Raw genomic sequence first — 12,686 nt, forward strand, 5'->3', positions numbered from 1 at the left:
GGATGCGACCCGGCGCCTGCCGAAGAAGCGGCTTTCGAGGCAGATCAGCGGTCGGACGGGACGCGGTGCTCGAACCCCGTCCATTGGCGGTCGTCGAGCAGGCGGGCAAACAGGCGGTCCAGGTCCGGCTGCTCCAGCGGCGAGACGCGCAGCATCGTCATCAACGCAAGCCCACGGGCCGCCGCCCATCTTAGGACCGCGAGATCGGCGTCCTCGGCCTCGCCGCGGATCTCGGCTACTCTCTCGGCATCCTTGGCACGGGCATCGGCCAGCAATCCCGGCTCCTGGGCGAGCGCGCCGAGCATGGCCTGCGCCACCGAATATTGCTGGGCGATCAGCTCCCGCGAGATCGCGATCTGCGTCGCGAGCTCGGGCTGATCAGCCGCTTTGCCGGCTTCAGCCCTGTACCTGCTGGCGAATTCGTCGAAATGCAGGAATTGCTGTTCCAGCAGAGCCTTGAGCACCGCTTCCTTGTTGGGGAACTGGTGCATCAGCCCGCCCTTGCTCAGCCCGCTCTCGCGGGCGATGGCGTCGAGCGTCAGCCGCCCCGGACCATCGCGGGCGATGATGGTAAGGGCGGCGGTGAGCGCGGCCTTGCGCGACCGCTCGGAGCGTGAAGGGTTGTCCATCGAAGACTGCGAAGTGCCCGGGCGGCGCACGAAGGTTGCGAGCAGGAAGATGCCCCGACACCGAGGCGGCTCCGTCATAGGGGCGAGCCACCCTCCTCTGTCAAGAAGAGCTCCGGAAAAAACCGCCGCGCCTCAGGAACCATCTGCGCGGGATTGAATTTCTGCTATCACCTTCCGCGGGTGGGGGACGAAACGAGTTCAGACTGTGGCAACATTGTTGTCACATCTCATCTAGAACTCCTGCTTATCCCCAGAAGTCACTGGTCTTCAACTTGATTTCGTCAGCTGCTTTTGTTGCAATTGAGGCATCGGGGGACAAGCGTCATGACGTGGAAGGAAGAGCGTGATGCACTGATCGCGCAGACCATGGCCTTCGTGCAGTCGGTCACCGGAAAGCCGGCCGACTTCGCCCAGTTCGAGCTGCCTGCCGTTCCAGCCGGCACCCCCGTTACGCCGCAGCAGGCCGCGGTCGAGCGACCGACGCATGTCACCTTGGAGCATGTGCTCGCCGCCCGAGCCGAAATCGGGGCATGGCGCGGCGGCAACGCGCAAGGCGAGATCCCCGGCGCGGTCGCGGAGGCTGCAAGGCCGAGTGCGCCCCACTCCATCGCGTCCGAGGCTTCGTCCTCAGCCCTGAGCCCAGCCCCCCCGGAGCGTTTCACCAGCATCGCCTCGCAGCTCGATCTGCAGCGCGACATGCAGGCAGAGATTCGTGCCCGGGTTGCTCGCTTCCGGGCCCACCAGGAGCGCTTCAACCGGGAGCGCCAGGAATATTTCAGCGCGACACTCGCACGCCTGAAAGCATCGGCCGAACGGAGCGCCCTCCCTGAGGACTAAAGCCGGCCGCGCCAGAGGTGCACAACGGCCGCGAGTGCACAGAAGAACGAATCCCGCAATCGACGCGCCCGCTCACAGCCAGACGCACAGCAGCGCCACATTGGCGACGAAGGCGAGCAGCAGCCCAAAGGCGAGCGTCAGCTGGATCCGCCCGCAAAAGATGTGGAGATCGGTTCCCATGAGCTTAACCATCTGGCGATTCTAGCCCCGGAGTCCCACGGATTCTTTTTTCAAAAATTTAGGACTCGTTTACGACTCGGCCGCGCCGAAAAGGCCCCTTTCCTGCCCCAGGCGCGCCAGTGTCTCGCTACACGTGCCGTTCATTCTCGGTTCATCCTTCGCTTCTCTGGAGCTGCTTGGAATGCCCTACGCGCTATTTTGCAACGACGCCAAGTTGAGCAAAGCCTATCCGACCGAGGGGGATGTCTGGCGGCTGGCGCGGCAGAGCGGGCTTGTGGTGGACGTGATGATCAATGCGCGATCGACCGCGCATCTGCAGCTCGACAATGATTACGAGATCAGACCCTGCGCCGCCGAGCCCGAGGAAGATCCCTGGCAGAACCGTGCCGAAGCCGAGCAGGAGTTCAACATCCCGTTCGCATCCTGACCGGCCGCGGCGGAAGCCCGCCCTGGGGTCACACGCGGCAGAAGAGATGCACGCCGTTATGCCCGTCCGCTCCCGCGGACGGCTTGCTTTCATCAAAGATCTTTCGACAGACAGACCCGCGATCAGCGAGCAGCCGGAGCTGCCGCTGGAAGGTCGCCATGAAGCCCGTTCTCAGGGCGTCGCCGTCGCCAGCGATACCGTCTCGGCCGGAAGGGCGACACAGGCGCGCTTGCGGCTGACACCGCGGATTGCACCGGTCACCTTCAGAACCTTGCCCGACGGGCAGGACGCGGTTTGCACCAGCGCCACCTCGTAGGGGGCCAGCATCAACGGTTCGGACTTCAGAACGGTCTGGGCGGAGCACGGCAAAACAGCCGCCGACAACAACAGCACGGACACCAAGATACGCATGTGGGATGATCCATCAAACCAGCGGACTGATAATATCAACTGATGGCGAAAGTTTCACGAAGGTTTGAAAATTTTTTTGCACTGCGTGAGCGATCCCGAAACCATCGACGGCCAACCGCCGGACAGCAATACACCCGCACCAAATGGCGCGGGCGTGTTGGAAGTGAGGCGTGATCCGGTCCCCGCCGGAAGCCGCCGGCCGCGGGCTCGGTGACCTCGCTTAGTACTTGCTGGCGGCCGGTCCGCCCCAGCCGAAGCGGTAGTTCACGCCGACCTTGACCGTATGCTCGTCGCTGTTGAAGCGGCTGCCCACAACCGGAGCCGGCCCAGCCGTGAAGGTCGTATTGCCGAAATTGTAATATTGATACTCGGCCTTGGCCGACCAGTTCGGTGCGAACATGTATTCGAGGCCGGCACCGACGGTGTAGCCATCCTTGGTATTGCCCGACGTGGTGAAACCCGTCGGCACGCCGGCGACGCTCACCCCGAGATTGTTACCGTCCCGCCAGGCGTAGCCGCCCTTGGCATAGAGCAAGGCCGGTCCCCAGGTGTAGCCCAGACGGCCGGTGACCGAGCCGAGCTGGTTGGCGCCGGTCGAGGTCACGACCGCAGCCCCCGGGAAGCCGAAATTGGTCGTGTTGCGATCCATCCAGCTGTACTGGGCTTCGATGCCGAGCACCCAGTTCGGGGCAAACTGGTAGTCGAAGCCGCCCTGCACGCCGCCGAGGAAGCGGCCGTTGTTGCCTTCCAGGCTGTTATTGCCCGCGAAGGCGCCACCAAGGTGACCACCGAGATAGAAGCCGGTCCAGTTGTAGATCGCCTGGGGCGGCGTGTAGACGGGCGCCTTGGTGTAGGTGCGCGGAGGCATGTCGGCGGCGAAAGCCGGGGCAGCCAATGTGGTCAGGGCCACTGCACTGAATAAAAACCGCTTCATGGGACGTCCCCGTTATTCGTCTGCGACATCTATCGAACATCATGGCCGCATTTGGGTTGCCCGGCGGCGGTGACACAGCTGTGATTGCTGCTGCGGTGTCACCAGAGGGCAACAAAGGCCTTTTGTTCCATAGGCTTCCCGAATATTTCGTGAAGCTGACGCCGTGCCCGATATTTGGTCGCCGCGAGGCGGCAAAGCGTTCGGGCCATCCCCGATTTGTGATCGAGCAAGCCGCTTGGCAAGGTGCTGCGACGACGTGGCAGGCGGCCGAAGACGTCGCGGCCTAACGCGTGAGGCCGGCAAGCTCCGGGAATGGCGCGTAGGTCGACCCGGCACAGAGCTCGCCTGCATCCTCGACCAGACGATCGAACCGGCCGTCGACGAACACCGCCGCGCGCTCCTGCGCCGGACGGTAGCTGCCGTCGGACTCGCGCGCCGCATAGCGGAGGCAGCTCACATAGCGCAGCCGGCCACCGACCGTCCGTTGCACCGGCTCCGCCATGACGCCGTCGCGCACCCCGACCGGATTGTTCAGGTAGGTCCTGAGATAGGACAGGATCTCGCTGCGGTGGTTGGCCGGAAACGGCTGGCTGCCGACGCCACGATCGCCGGTGTAGGAGATGCCGCGATTGTCCTCGCTCATGAACGCGGCGGGACCTCCGCTGGCGCACCCCGCCAACAGCAGCGCCAGCGCGATTGCCGGCCACCAGCTCGTTCTCCCCATCCCCAAGGCGCCCAACTCTTGAAAGCCAATCCCGCGGCCGTTCTAGCTCAAAGCCGGAGGCCGGGAAATCCGTCCCGGCTCACGCCTTCGTCAAGCCGCTGCCGCCGGAGCGCTCTGGCGCGCTCCGGCGGTCAACGACCAGATCGGCTCTGCGTGACCTTGGCCGGATCAGCCGCGGCGGGTCGCCGGCGTCACGCGCTTGAAGCTCACCTTGTTGTGATGGCTGAGATGCGCCACGTGGCGATGCTTGTGGCGGACAAGCGAGGCATGCGGCTTGGTCTTCGTCTTGCCGACGGTGGGCTTCATCTCGTTGGCCTTGTCGCCGGCCTGCGTCGCGCCCGGCTTGGTGGCGTCGGTCTTGGCCGCATCGGTCTTGCTCACATCGGTCTTCGCGGTGCCAGTGGTCTGGCTGGACTTCGCGGACGTATCGGTTTTTGCAGGACCAGCAGCGAACGCGGGCGCAGCCAGGATCGACGCGGCGAGCAGAGCAACAGACATTGACTTCAGCATGGTCGTCTCCGTGATGTGAAGATCTGGAGGCACCATCCAGTCTGGATGGGCTCGTGATCATGGAGGCGACGATAGGGAACCGGCACTGAACCGCCCCTGAAGTAAAGTGGTGTTTTCAGTTCATGGACATGAAGGGATAGTCATCGAGGTGACTGGTCTGTCATCATGTCGTCCGTATAATGAACCGATCGCGGCGCAAAATCCGCGCAAATGGCCGGGAATATTTCGCAGCTGCGGGAGTTCTTCTCCGTACGCAGTCACCTGTTGGATCGACAACTCGGGAGATACGAATGAAAAAGTCTGCGATCAGGATTGCCACGCTGGCTCTGTTCTCGATGGCCGTGGCCTCCGGGCCGCTGCTTCTGTCGAAGGCCTATGCCGCGGGCAGCGATACCCCGTCGTCGCCGCCGGCGTCGGATTCGGGCAAGAAGAAGAAGGACAAGAGCTCGAGCATCGAAGATCCGAAGTTCCTGGCGGCCTATCGCACGGCCTACACCTCGATCTACGATCGCGGCGACTACGCCACCGCGATCCAGCAGCTCAAGGCGCTGAACCGCGAGGACGTCGCCGACGTTGCCAACCTGATCGGCTACTCCTACCGCAAGCTCGGCAACTACCAGGCCTCCAAGCAGTACTACGAGCAGGCCCTGGCGGATGATCCGAACCACGTGCGGACCTGGCAGTATTATGGCCTGTGGCAGCTCGAACAGGGCAACCGCGAGCAGGCCAAGTACCACCTCGACAAGGTGGCGCAGCTCGCCGGCACCAACAGCGCAGAATATCGCTCGCTGGCCGACGCGCTCGAGAAGCAGCCGGGCACCGGCCTCGTCTACTAAGACGCGATCGGACCAGATCCGATCTCGACAGTGGCGCAACCCGAAGGGGTTGCGCCATTTTCTTTGTCCGCTGCCCTTCGTCCGCTATGGATGGGATGTCGTGCAGTCCATTTTCATCACGTCTTTTGAACGGGAGATTGCCTCGTGGAGTCCTGGCTGGGCGCAGCACTCGAATACATCAAGGATTGGCTGGCCTTTCAGGTCGCCGTTTCGGAGCAACCCGGCTGCATCCTTGCGATTGCCCATCGCGGTGAGATCGTCCTGGAGGCGGCCTTTGGCCACGCCAATCTCGACAGCGGCGAGAAGCTGACGCCGCGGCACCGCTTCCGTATCGCCTCGCACACCAAGGCGTTCACCGCCGCCGGAATCATGCGCCTGCGCGAGCAGAAGCGGTTGAAGCTGGACGATCCGGTCGGCGGCTACGTCAAGGATTTGCATCCGGATGTCGCCGCAGCAACATTGAACCAGCTGCTGTCGCACACGGCAGGCCTGATCCGCGACGGCAAGGATTCCGGCCAGTTCACCGACGGCCGATCCTATCTCGACAAGGACGAGCTGCTGGCCGAGCTGAAGCAGCCGCCGGCGATCGATCCCAACAGCCGGTTCAAATATTCCAACCATGGCTACGGCCTGCTCGGCCTGGTCATCGAGGCGATCACCGGCGAGCCCTACCCGGCCTGGCTGCAGCGCGAGATCATGACGCCGCTGGCCTTGCGCGAAAGCGCGCCCGACATGACGCTGCTCGGCAAGGGTGTCCCGTTCGCGCGCGGGCATTCGCGCATCGTGCCCGTGGGCCGCCGGGTCGTGATTCCCGGCGACAATCCGACCCACGCCATCATGGCGGCCGCCGGCATCGTCGCGACCGCGGCCGACACCGCCCGCTTCTTCGCCCAGCTTGCCCCGAATGCGAAGAAGAGCCTGCTGTCGGTCGCAAGCCGCCGCGAGATGATCCGCCGCCAATGGCGCGTGCCCCAGGACGTCGAAGAGGCCTATTACGGCCTGGCGCTCATGAGCGGGACAACGGCCGGCTTCGACTGGTTCGGCCATGGCGGCGGCTTCCAGGGCTACATCTCGCGAACGTCGGTCATTCCCGCGCGCGAAATTGCGATCACCGTATTGACCAATGCCGTCGACGGCTGGGCGCCCGGCTGGGCCAACGGCGTCAAGTTCATCCTGCAGGCCTTCGCCACCCATGGCGCGCCGTCGCGCAAGACGCGCGATTGGACCGGCCGCTGGTGGACGCTGTGGGGCGCCGTCGATCTCGTCCCGTTCGGCGAGCAGGTCATGGTCGCCAATCCGGTGTTCATCAACCCGTTCCTCGATGCCGCCCGCATCGAGGTGACCGGACGCGACACCGGGCGCATCGTGCAGGCGGCCGGCTATGCCAGCCATGGCGAGGCGGTCAGGCGCGTGCGCACCAAGTCCGGCGTCGGCGAGATCTGGCTCGCCGGCGCACGGATACGGCCCGAGCGCGTGGTGAAGGCCGAGATGGAGCGGAAGTATCCGAAGGGGCGGCGCAAGAAGGACTCATAGCCCGGGTGTCGCTGCACTCATCGGGCCTCCTCCCTGCCCTCCTTCATCATGGCCTCGGCCTCACCGCGGAACGCTTTCCGGGCATCGTCGCGAGAATAGAACATGTGCCCGCCCGGATAGACCACGAGCTTGACCCGCGGCGGTCGCGCGAAGGCCGGCAATTGGTCGAGCAGGATCTTCGAGCCGTAATACGGTGTGGCGAGATCGAACAGGCCGTGGCCGACCAGCAGCTTCAGCTTGGGATCGAGCGCGAGGATCTGCCGGAGCTCGCCGGTGGACTCCGGCGGGCTGATGCTCCGGCCGAAATCCCACGACCGGTTCACAGCCCCGCTCAGCAGCTCGTAGGAGCCGTCGGGGTGCCAGCTCAGCCTGCGCGTCAGCTCAACCGCGGCACTGGTCAGCGGCGCGGTCAGCACATCCCCGGATGGATCGGAGCTGCGTGAACGACTCGAATCCGGATAGGGATCGATGCCCAGCACCGAGCCGTCATAGCGTCCGGCGATGCGGCCGTTCTTGCGGTCGAACTCGCGGCGAAACTCCGAGACGTCGAACCGGCCGGCCAGCCTGCGGCTGACCGCCTGGTCGATGCCGGTGAGGCTCGCGACCCTGTCGGCGAGCCGGTTGGTCGCTTCCGTATCGGCCTCGCCCTTGACGAGGTCGAGCAGGAAGTCGCCGCTGGCGTAGCGCTCGACGTCGGCAAGATCGGCGCGGGTGACCGGCCCCTTCACCTGCTTCGCGACGGCGGCATAGCTTGGCAGGCTCGCGACATATTGCATCAGGCTCGAGCCGGAATAGTCGCGAAAGTCCATCAGCGGCGACAGCAGGATCAGGCCGCTAATGCCGATGCCCTGGTCATGCTGCAGGTTGTTGACGATCTTCGGACCGCGAATGCCGCCATAGCTCTCGGCCGTGATGAATTTGGGCGAGGCGAGCCGGTCGTGCTTCTCCAGCCAGCGACGCACCACGAGCGACAGCGAGCGCACGTCGCCGTCGACCGAGAAGAACCGTTTGCGCACCTCGTCGCCGGTCGCGACGAAACGGCTGTAGCCGGTCCCGACAGGATCGATGAACACGAGATCGGTAAAGTCGAGCCAGGTGTCGGCATTGGGCATCAGCTCCGGCTTCGACGAGGGCGTCACGCTGGCCGCATCGATTCCGATCCGCCACGGACCGGCATTGCCGAGCTGCAGATAGGCGGACGAGGCACCCGGCCCACCGTTGAAGAAGAAGGTCACCGGGCGGCTGGCGCGATCAGCACCATCGAGCTGATAGGAGGTGTAGGCGATGTCGGCCTGCGGCTCGCTCTTGTCGTCGAACAGGCGGATCGAACCGGCAGTCGCCGTGAACGACAGCGTGCGATCGGGCAGCTCGACCTTTTGGGTCGTGGTGGAATCCGCCGGGAGCTTGTGCTGCTCGGCTGCCGATGGCGAGCTCGGCGGGCTTGCGGCGCGATTGCCGGCCGATCCGGTTCGGTGCGCGCCGGGAGCCGTGGTGTCCTGCGCCGCCGGTGGCGCGTCCTGCGCGTATACGGCTTGGCCGGCGAGCAGCGCCGTCAAGGTCAGGGCCATCACACGGGACCACACGACGGACGATCTCGAACCTGCCATCAACTCACTCCCTGGACGATGGATTGGCGCAACGCGCTACCCTTTATCGCTTGCTTTACAAACGCATGAACCGCGGCTTGGGACCAAGCTCAACCAACTCTTCCGTGATCCAGGTCACATCCGGAGCAGTGCCCGTTCTTCGTAAGGTGTGTTATGGGCTCGAACCTCTCCATCGCCTCCGGCGTCCCACCACTGGGACACCCAGGTTTGGGCCAAGAGGCGCGCCGCCGATCGCGATCACGGAGTTCATCATGAAGTTGCCGACGCTCATCATCGCAGCCCTCACCGGGCTCGCCGGACCGGCCATGATTGGACCGCCGGCGGCCTGGGCCGGTCCGCCGGCGGCGCTGGTCGAGGACGTCCAGGGGGATGTGGCCGGCGCCGAGCTGATGGACTATGTCGCGCCCGGCCAGGTGATCAAGCTCGGCCCGGATGGCGCCGTGGTGATGAGCTACCTCAAATCCTGCCGGCGCGAGACGGTCAACGGCTCCGGCAGTGTCACCGTCGGACCCGGCGAAAGCACGGTCGACGGCGCGACGCTCAAGAGCGACATCGTCAATTGCGACGCCAGCCATGCGCAGGCCACCTCGCGTGAGACCAGCGAGGTCGCGGCCACGATCGTGCGCAGCGTCGGACCGGACAGCGCGCCGGTGGCGCAGGCGATCATCTACAGCGCGTCGCCCATCTTCGAGGCCAAAGGGCGCGGCACGCTGACCGTCGAACGCCTCGACCAGCCCGGCGAGCGCCAGCAGGTCGAGCTCTCAGGCCGGCAGTACAAGGGGCGATTCTACGATTTCGCCGGCACCAGCCACCCGCTTACTCCCGGCGGCACCTATGTCGCGAGCTTCACCAACTTGCGCATCGTGTTCAAGGTCGACGCACAGGCCAAGGCGGGCCCAGGCCCTGCGGTCGGGCGATTGATCCGGTTCAACTGAGACCGAAGGCTCTCGTCGGTGGCGATCGGACGCCGGACGCGCGACGCGCTTGCCGTCATCGCCATCGCGCTGGCGTGCGCGGGCCTGTTCGTGTCGCCCCTCTTCGAGCGCGGCCGCGGCCTGTCGCTGGATGCGCTGACATGGCTGCGCTTCGAGACCTTCGGCAACCGCCACGATGCAGCAGCGAGTCCGGCGGTGGTGATCGCGGTCGACGAGGAGAGCTACCAGGCGCCCCCCTTCAAGGGCGCGCCGCTGTTGACCTGGACCGGCGAGATCGGGCGCGTGCTGACGGCCGTCCTCGACGGCGGCGCCAAGGTGGTCGGCTTCGACATCGTGTTCCAGACTTCGATCGAGCAGTCGGAGATTCCGCTCGGCGACAGCACTCTCGGCGAGAAGACGCGCGGCTTCGATCGCGACTTCCTGCGCGCGCTCGCTGCCGCGGCCGCCGGCGGCAAGGTGGTGCTGGGCGAGATTTTTGCCGAGCCGCCGATCCTGCCCGCGCCCGGCCAGCGCATCGCGGTGCGCCAGCAGCAGAACCTTCGTCCGCTCAACACCTATACCGACAGCGATGATGTCGTCCGCCGCCATCCGTTGACGCTGTCGGTCGATGGCAAGGCAGTTCCGAGCATGGCGCTGGAATTGGCGGGGCGCGCAACCGGCACCGCGCCGGTCATTGCCGCTGATGGCATTGCACTCGGTGCGTACATGGTGCCCGGCAGCGTGCCGGGCACCATGACCCTGAATTTCTCGGGCGGCGCCCAGGATATCCCGACGTACTCGTTCGCCGATTTGCGCGCTTGCGCGCTCAAGGGCGACAAGGACTATTTCCGCCGCGAGTTCGCCGGCAAGGTCGTCCTGCTCGGCACCGTCGGGATCGAGGATCGGCGGCTCACCTCGAAGCGCTTCGCGACCCGCGCCGAGGGCGCGCGCCGGCCGCGCTGCGTGCTGGACGAGCGCAGGATCACCGAGACATTCGCCCGCAGCACCATTGCCGGCGTCTACATCCACGCCACGGCGGTGAACAATCTGGTGCGGCAGGACGCGGCCACCGAGCTCGGACGCCCAGCGATCTTCGCCATTGCCGCAACCATCGCCCTGCTGGCTGCGCTGCTCGCCCGGTTGCTGCGCCCCGCCGCTGCAGCGGCCATCCTGGCAGGGCTCGCGCTGCTCTACACCGCGCTCGCCACCGCCTTCTTCGACCATGCCTACGCGCTGCCCTTGACGGAGCCGCTCGCGGCCGGCGTGCTCGCGCTGGCTGCGACCACCGGCTATCGCTTCATGGTCACCGACAAGGACCGCAGGCTGCTGCAGAAGAGCTTTTCCTATTATCTCGCACCGCACGAGATCGACCGCATGCTGGCCTCGCGCCGGCTGCCGCAGCTCGGCGGCGAGACCCGCGAGGTCACCGTATTCTTCTCCGACATCGAGGGCTTCTCGCGCCTCGCCGAGCAGATGACGCCGGAGCAGCTCATGGCGCTCACCAATGAATATCTCTCGGCCATGACCGACGTCATCGAAAGCCACGACGGCTATGTCGACAAATACATCGGCGACTCCGTGGTCGCCGTGTTCGGCGCTCCGCTCGACGATCCCGACCATGCACGCAGCGCGGCGCGTGCGGCGCTCGACTGCAAGGCGAAGCTCGCCGAGCTCAACCTGATGTCGACGGCATTCCAGGGCATCAAGGTGGCGCAGCGCATCGGCATCAACAGCGGCGCCGCGCTGGTCGGCAATTTCGGCTCGCAACGTCGCTTCAACTATTCCGTCATGAGCGACGCCGTGAACGTGGCCTCGCGGCTCGAGGGCGCCAACAAGTTCTACGGCACCACGATCATTGCCTCCGAGAGCACGGTGACGCTCGCCGGAAACGAGTTTGCCTGGCGCGAGCTCGACACCATCCGGGTCAAGGGGCGCGAGCAGTCGTTGAAGATCTACGAGCTGCATGGCCGCGCAGCCGAGCTCACGCCGGAGGAACAGGCTCTCCTCACCGGCTACGCCGCAGGCCTCGCGCATTGGCGCGCCGGCGAACTGCCGCAAGCGGTCGACTGCTTCGCGCGGGGCGCACCGAGCGATGCTCCAAGCCACTTCTTCGCGGAGCGGGTGAAAGCAACCTTTGGGACCGGCTCCTTGGCCTGGGACCCCGTGCGCAGCCTGCAGGAAAAATGACGCGGCGATGACGGCCGCGCGTGCGCGCACTTCCGGGCCATATCAGCCTCATCCCGGCCCCATTGCCCCGGGATACCGGCCGCGATGGACAAGCACGGGCAAGGTCGGCTAGACGACACGGCGCCTGTCACCGGCCAACCGACCAGCGAGCCCTGCGACGCATGACCACGTCCAAGCGATATGAGCGGATCGCCTTCGTCGCGAGTCCGAGTGCCGAAGCCCAGGCCGCACTGACGCAGCTCTCCGCGCTGTACGGCAACTCCGATCCGGACCTGGCGGACGTCGTGGTCGCGCTCGGCGGCGATGGCCTGATGCTGCAGACGCTGCACGACCACATGCGCTCGGGAAAGCCGATCTACGGCATGCATCGCGGCACGGTCGGCTTCCTGATGAACGAGTTCAGCACGATCGATCTGCACGGACGGCTCGAAGCGGCGCAGGAATCGGTGATCCATCCGCTGCTGATGCGGGCGACCGATGCCGCGGGCGTCGTTCACATCCACCACGCCATCAACGAGGTCTACCTGTTTCGCCAGACGGCGCAGACCGCGCGGCTGCGCATCCTGATCGATGAGCGCGAGCGCATGCCGGAGCTGATCGCCGACGGCGTGCTGGTGGCGACGCCCGCCGGCTCCACGGCCTATAATCTCTCGGTGCAGGGCCCGATCCTGCCGATCAACGCCGCGCTGCTGGCGCTGACGCCGATCAGCGCCTTCCGGCCGCGGCGCTGGCGCGGCGCCCTGCTTCCGAACACGGCCTATGTGATCATCGAGGTGCTCGAAGGCGACAAGCGCCCAGTCGCGGCGGTGGCGGATCATGACGAGGTCCGCAACGTCCAGCGAGTCGAGGTGCTCTCGGACAAGACGATCTCGATGCGGATGCTGTTCGACGCCGGCCACAGCCTGGAAGAGCGGATCCTGAGCGAGCAGTTCGGCTACTAACATCGGGCGCTTTTCC

15 protein-coding genes are annotated in these 12,686 nt (G+C 65.6%); 8 read left to right on the top strand and 7 right to left on the bottom strand.

Annotated elements, in window-relative coordinates; translation table 11 throughout:
• Window positions 1-44 precede the first annotated feature (44 nt).
• Entirely contained in the window at window positions 45-629 is a 585-nt protein-coding gene (locus tag QX039_RS16020) for a TetR/AcrR family transcriptional regulator (protein ID WP_315780753.1), read from the bottom strand.
• Between the two features lie 324 nt (window positions 630-953).
• On the opposite strand from QX039_RS16020, the gene QX039_RS16025 reads away from it, so the two are divergent.
• Window positions 954-1,466 (top strand): hypothetical protein, encoded by a 513-nt coding sequence (locus QX039_RS16025; RefSeq protein ID WP_315771115.1) that lies wholly within the window; start codon window positions 954-956, stop codon window positions 1,464-1,466.
• A gap of 72 nt (window positions 1,467-1,538) precedes the next feature.
• Here QX039_RS16025 and QX039_RS16030 read toward each other — a convergent pair whose 3' ends face one another.
• On the bottom strand, window positions 1,539-1,646 hold the full coding sequence (locus tag QX039_RS16030) for a glucose transporter (RefSeq protein ID WP_315771113.1): 108 nt from the start codon (window positions 1,644-1,646) through the stop codon (window positions 1,539-1,541).
• A 181-nt stretch (window positions 1,647-1,827) separates the two neighbouring features.
• On the opposite strand from QX039_RS16030, the gene QX039_RS16035 reads away from it, so the two are divergent.
• The gene (locus tag QX039_RS16035; protein WP_315714645.1) at window positions 1,828-2,073 is read left to right on the top strand and encodes a hypothetical protein; all 246 of its coding nucleotides are present in this window, start codon (window positions 1,828-1,830) and stop codon (window positions 2,071-2,073) included.
• Window positions 2,074-2,244: 171 nt separating this feature from the next.
• Here the strand turns inward: QX039_RS16035 and QX039_RS16040 are convergent, their stop codons facing one another.
• Window positions 2,245-2,484 carry a DUF6719 family protein gene (locus QX039_RS16040; RefSeq protein WP_315737532.1) on the bottom strand — a complete coding sequence of 80 codons (240 nt, stop codon included), beginning with the start codon at window positions 2,482-2,484 and terminating at the stop codon, window positions 2,245-2,247.
• A gap of 220 nt (window positions 2,485-2,704) precedes the next feature.
• A complete protein-coding gene (locus tag QX039_RS16045) occupies window positions 2,705-3,418 on the bottom strand; it encodes a porin family protein (protein ID WP_315771111.1) in 714 nt (237 codons plus the stop codon).
• A gap of 41 nt (window positions 3,419-3,459) precedes the next feature.
• On the opposite strand from QX039_RS16045, the gene QX039_RS16050 reads away from it, so the two are divergent.
• Window positions 3,460-3,705 carry a hypothetical protein gene (locus tag QX039_RS16050; protein ID WP_315771109.1) on the top strand — a complete coding sequence of 82 codons (246 nt, stop codon included), beginning with the start codon at window positions 3,460-3,462 and terminating at the stop codon, window positions 3,703-3,705.
• Here the strand turns inward: QX039_RS16050 and QX039_RS16055 are convergent.
• Together QX039_RS16055 and QX039_RS16060 are read right to left on the bottom strand one after the other, a co-directional pair.
• A complete protein-coding gene (locus QX039_RS16055) occupies window positions 3,702-4,148 on the bottom strand; it encodes a hypothetical protein (protein ID WP_315754540.1) in 447 nt (148 codons plus the stop codon). The genes QX039_RS16050 and QX039_RS16055 overlap by 4 nt on opposite strands.
• A gap of 162 nt (window positions 4,149-4,310) precedes the next feature.
• Window positions 4,311-4,652 carry a hypothetical protein gene (locus tag QX039_RS16060; protein ID WP_315771107.1) on the bottom strand — a complete coding sequence of 114 codons (342 nt, stop codon included), beginning with the start codon at window positions 4,650-4,652 and terminating at the stop codon, window positions 4,311-4,313.
• A 290-nt stretch (window positions 4,653-4,942) separates the two neighbouring features.
• Here QX039_RS16060 and QX039_RS16065 point away from each other — a divergent pair, with 290 nt between their 5' ends.
• Both QX039_RS16065 and QX039_RS16070 read left to right on the top strand, forming a co-directional pair.
• A complete protein-coding gene (locus QX039_RS16065; protein WP_315737528.1) occupies window positions 4,943-5,488 on the top strand; it encodes a tetratricopeptide repeat protein in 546 nt (181 codons plus the stop codon).
• A 144-nt stretch (window positions 5,489-5,632) separates the two neighbouring features.
• Complete coding sequence (locus QX039_RS16070) at window positions 5,633-7,021, top strand: serine hydrolase domain-containing protein (protein ID WP_315771105.1); 1,389 nt, start codon at window positions 5,633-5,635, stop codon at window positions 7,019-7,021.
• A gap of 17 nt (window positions 7,022-7,038) precedes the next feature.
• On the opposite strand, the gene QX039_RS16075 is transcribed toward QX039_RS16070, so the two are convergent.
• Window positions 7,039-8,628, bottom strand: coding sequence for a S10 family serine carboxypeptidase-like protein (locus QX039_RS16075; RefSeq protein ID WP_315771103.1), 1,590 nt, complete (start codon window positions 8,626-8,628; stop codon window positions 7,039-7,041).
• Between the two features lie 251 nt (window positions 8,629-8,879).
• Between QX039_RS16075 and QX039_RS16080 the strand changes: the two genes are divergently transcribed.
• From QX039_RS16080 to QX039_RS16090, 3 genes are all read left to right on the top strand, one after another.
• A complete protein-coding gene (locus QX039_RS16080) occupies window positions 8,880-9,563 on the top strand; it encodes a hypothetical protein (protein WP_315771101.1) in 684 nt (227 codons plus the stop codon).
• A gap of 18 nt (window positions 9,564-9,581) precedes the next feature.
• Window positions 9,582-11,729 (top strand): adenylate/guanylate cyclase domain-containing protein, encoded by a 2,148-nt coding sequence (locus QX039_RS16085; RefSeq protein WP_315771100.1) that lies wholly within the window; start codon window positions 9,582-9,584, stop codon window positions 11,727-11,729.
• A gap of 161 nt (window positions 11,730-11,890) precedes the next feature.
• Window positions 11,891-12,670, top strand: a complete 780-nt coding sequence (locus QX039_RS16090) for an NAD kinase (RefSeq protein WP_315714654.1) — start codon at window positions 11,891-11,893, stop codon at window positions 12,668-12,670.
• The last annotated feature ends 16 nt before the right edge of the window (window positions 12,671-12,686 follow it).

This window comes from Bradyrhizobium sp. SZCCHNR1043 (assembly GCF_032489675.1).
Lineage (GTDB): Bacteria > Pseudomonadota > Alphaproteobacteria > Rhizobiales > Xanthobacteraceae > Bradyrhizobium.

Coding starts and splice junctions, on each gene's coding strand:
- QX039_RS16080 (WP_315771101.1), top strand. CDS start 8,880: ATGAAGTTGCCGACGCTCATCATCGCAGCCCTCACCGGGCTCGCCGGA.
- QX039_RS16020 (WP_315780753.1), bottom strand. CDS start 629: ATGGACAACCCTTCACGCTCCGAGCGGTCGCGCAAGGCCGCGCTCACC.
- QX039_RS16065 (WP_315737528.1), top strand. CDS start 4,943: ATGAAAAAGTCTGCGATCAGGATTGCCACGCTGGCTCTGTTCTCGATG.
- QX039_RS16040 (WP_315737532.1), bottom strand. CDS start 2,484: ATGCGTATCTTGGTGTCCGTGCTGTTGTTGTCGGCGGCTGTTTTGCCG.
- QX039_RS16030 (WP_315771113.1), bottom strand. CDS start 1,646: ATGGGAACCGATCTCCACATCTTTTGCGGGCGGATCCAGCTGACGCTC.
- QX039_RS16035 (WP_315714645.1), top strand. CDS start 1,828: ATGCCCTACGCGCTATTTTGCAACGACGCCAAGTTGAGCAAAGCCTAT.
- QX039_RS16025 (WP_315771115.1), top strand. CDS start 954: ATGACGTGGAAGGAAGAGCGTGATGCACTGATCGCGCAGACCATGGCC.
- QX039_RS16090 (WP_315714654.1), top strand. CDS start 11,891: ATGACCACGTCCAAGCGATATGAGCGGATCGCCTTCGTCGCGAGTCCG.
- QX039_RS16050 (WP_315771109.1), top strand. CDS start 3,460: ATGGCCGCATTTGGGTTGCCCGGCGGCGGTGACACAGCTGTGATTGCT.
- QX039_RS16075 (WP_315771103.1), bottom strand. CDS start 8,628: ATGGCAGGTTCGAGATCGTCCGTCGTGTGGTCCCGTGTGATGGCCCTG.
- QX039_RS16045 (WP_315771111.1), bottom strand. CDS start 3,418: ATGAAGCGGTTTTTATTCAGTGCAGTGGCCCTGACCACATTGGCTGCC.
- QX039_RS16060 (WP_315771107.1), bottom strand. CDS start 4,652: ATGCTGAAGTCAATGTCTGTTGCTCTGCTCGCCGCGTCGATCCTGGCT.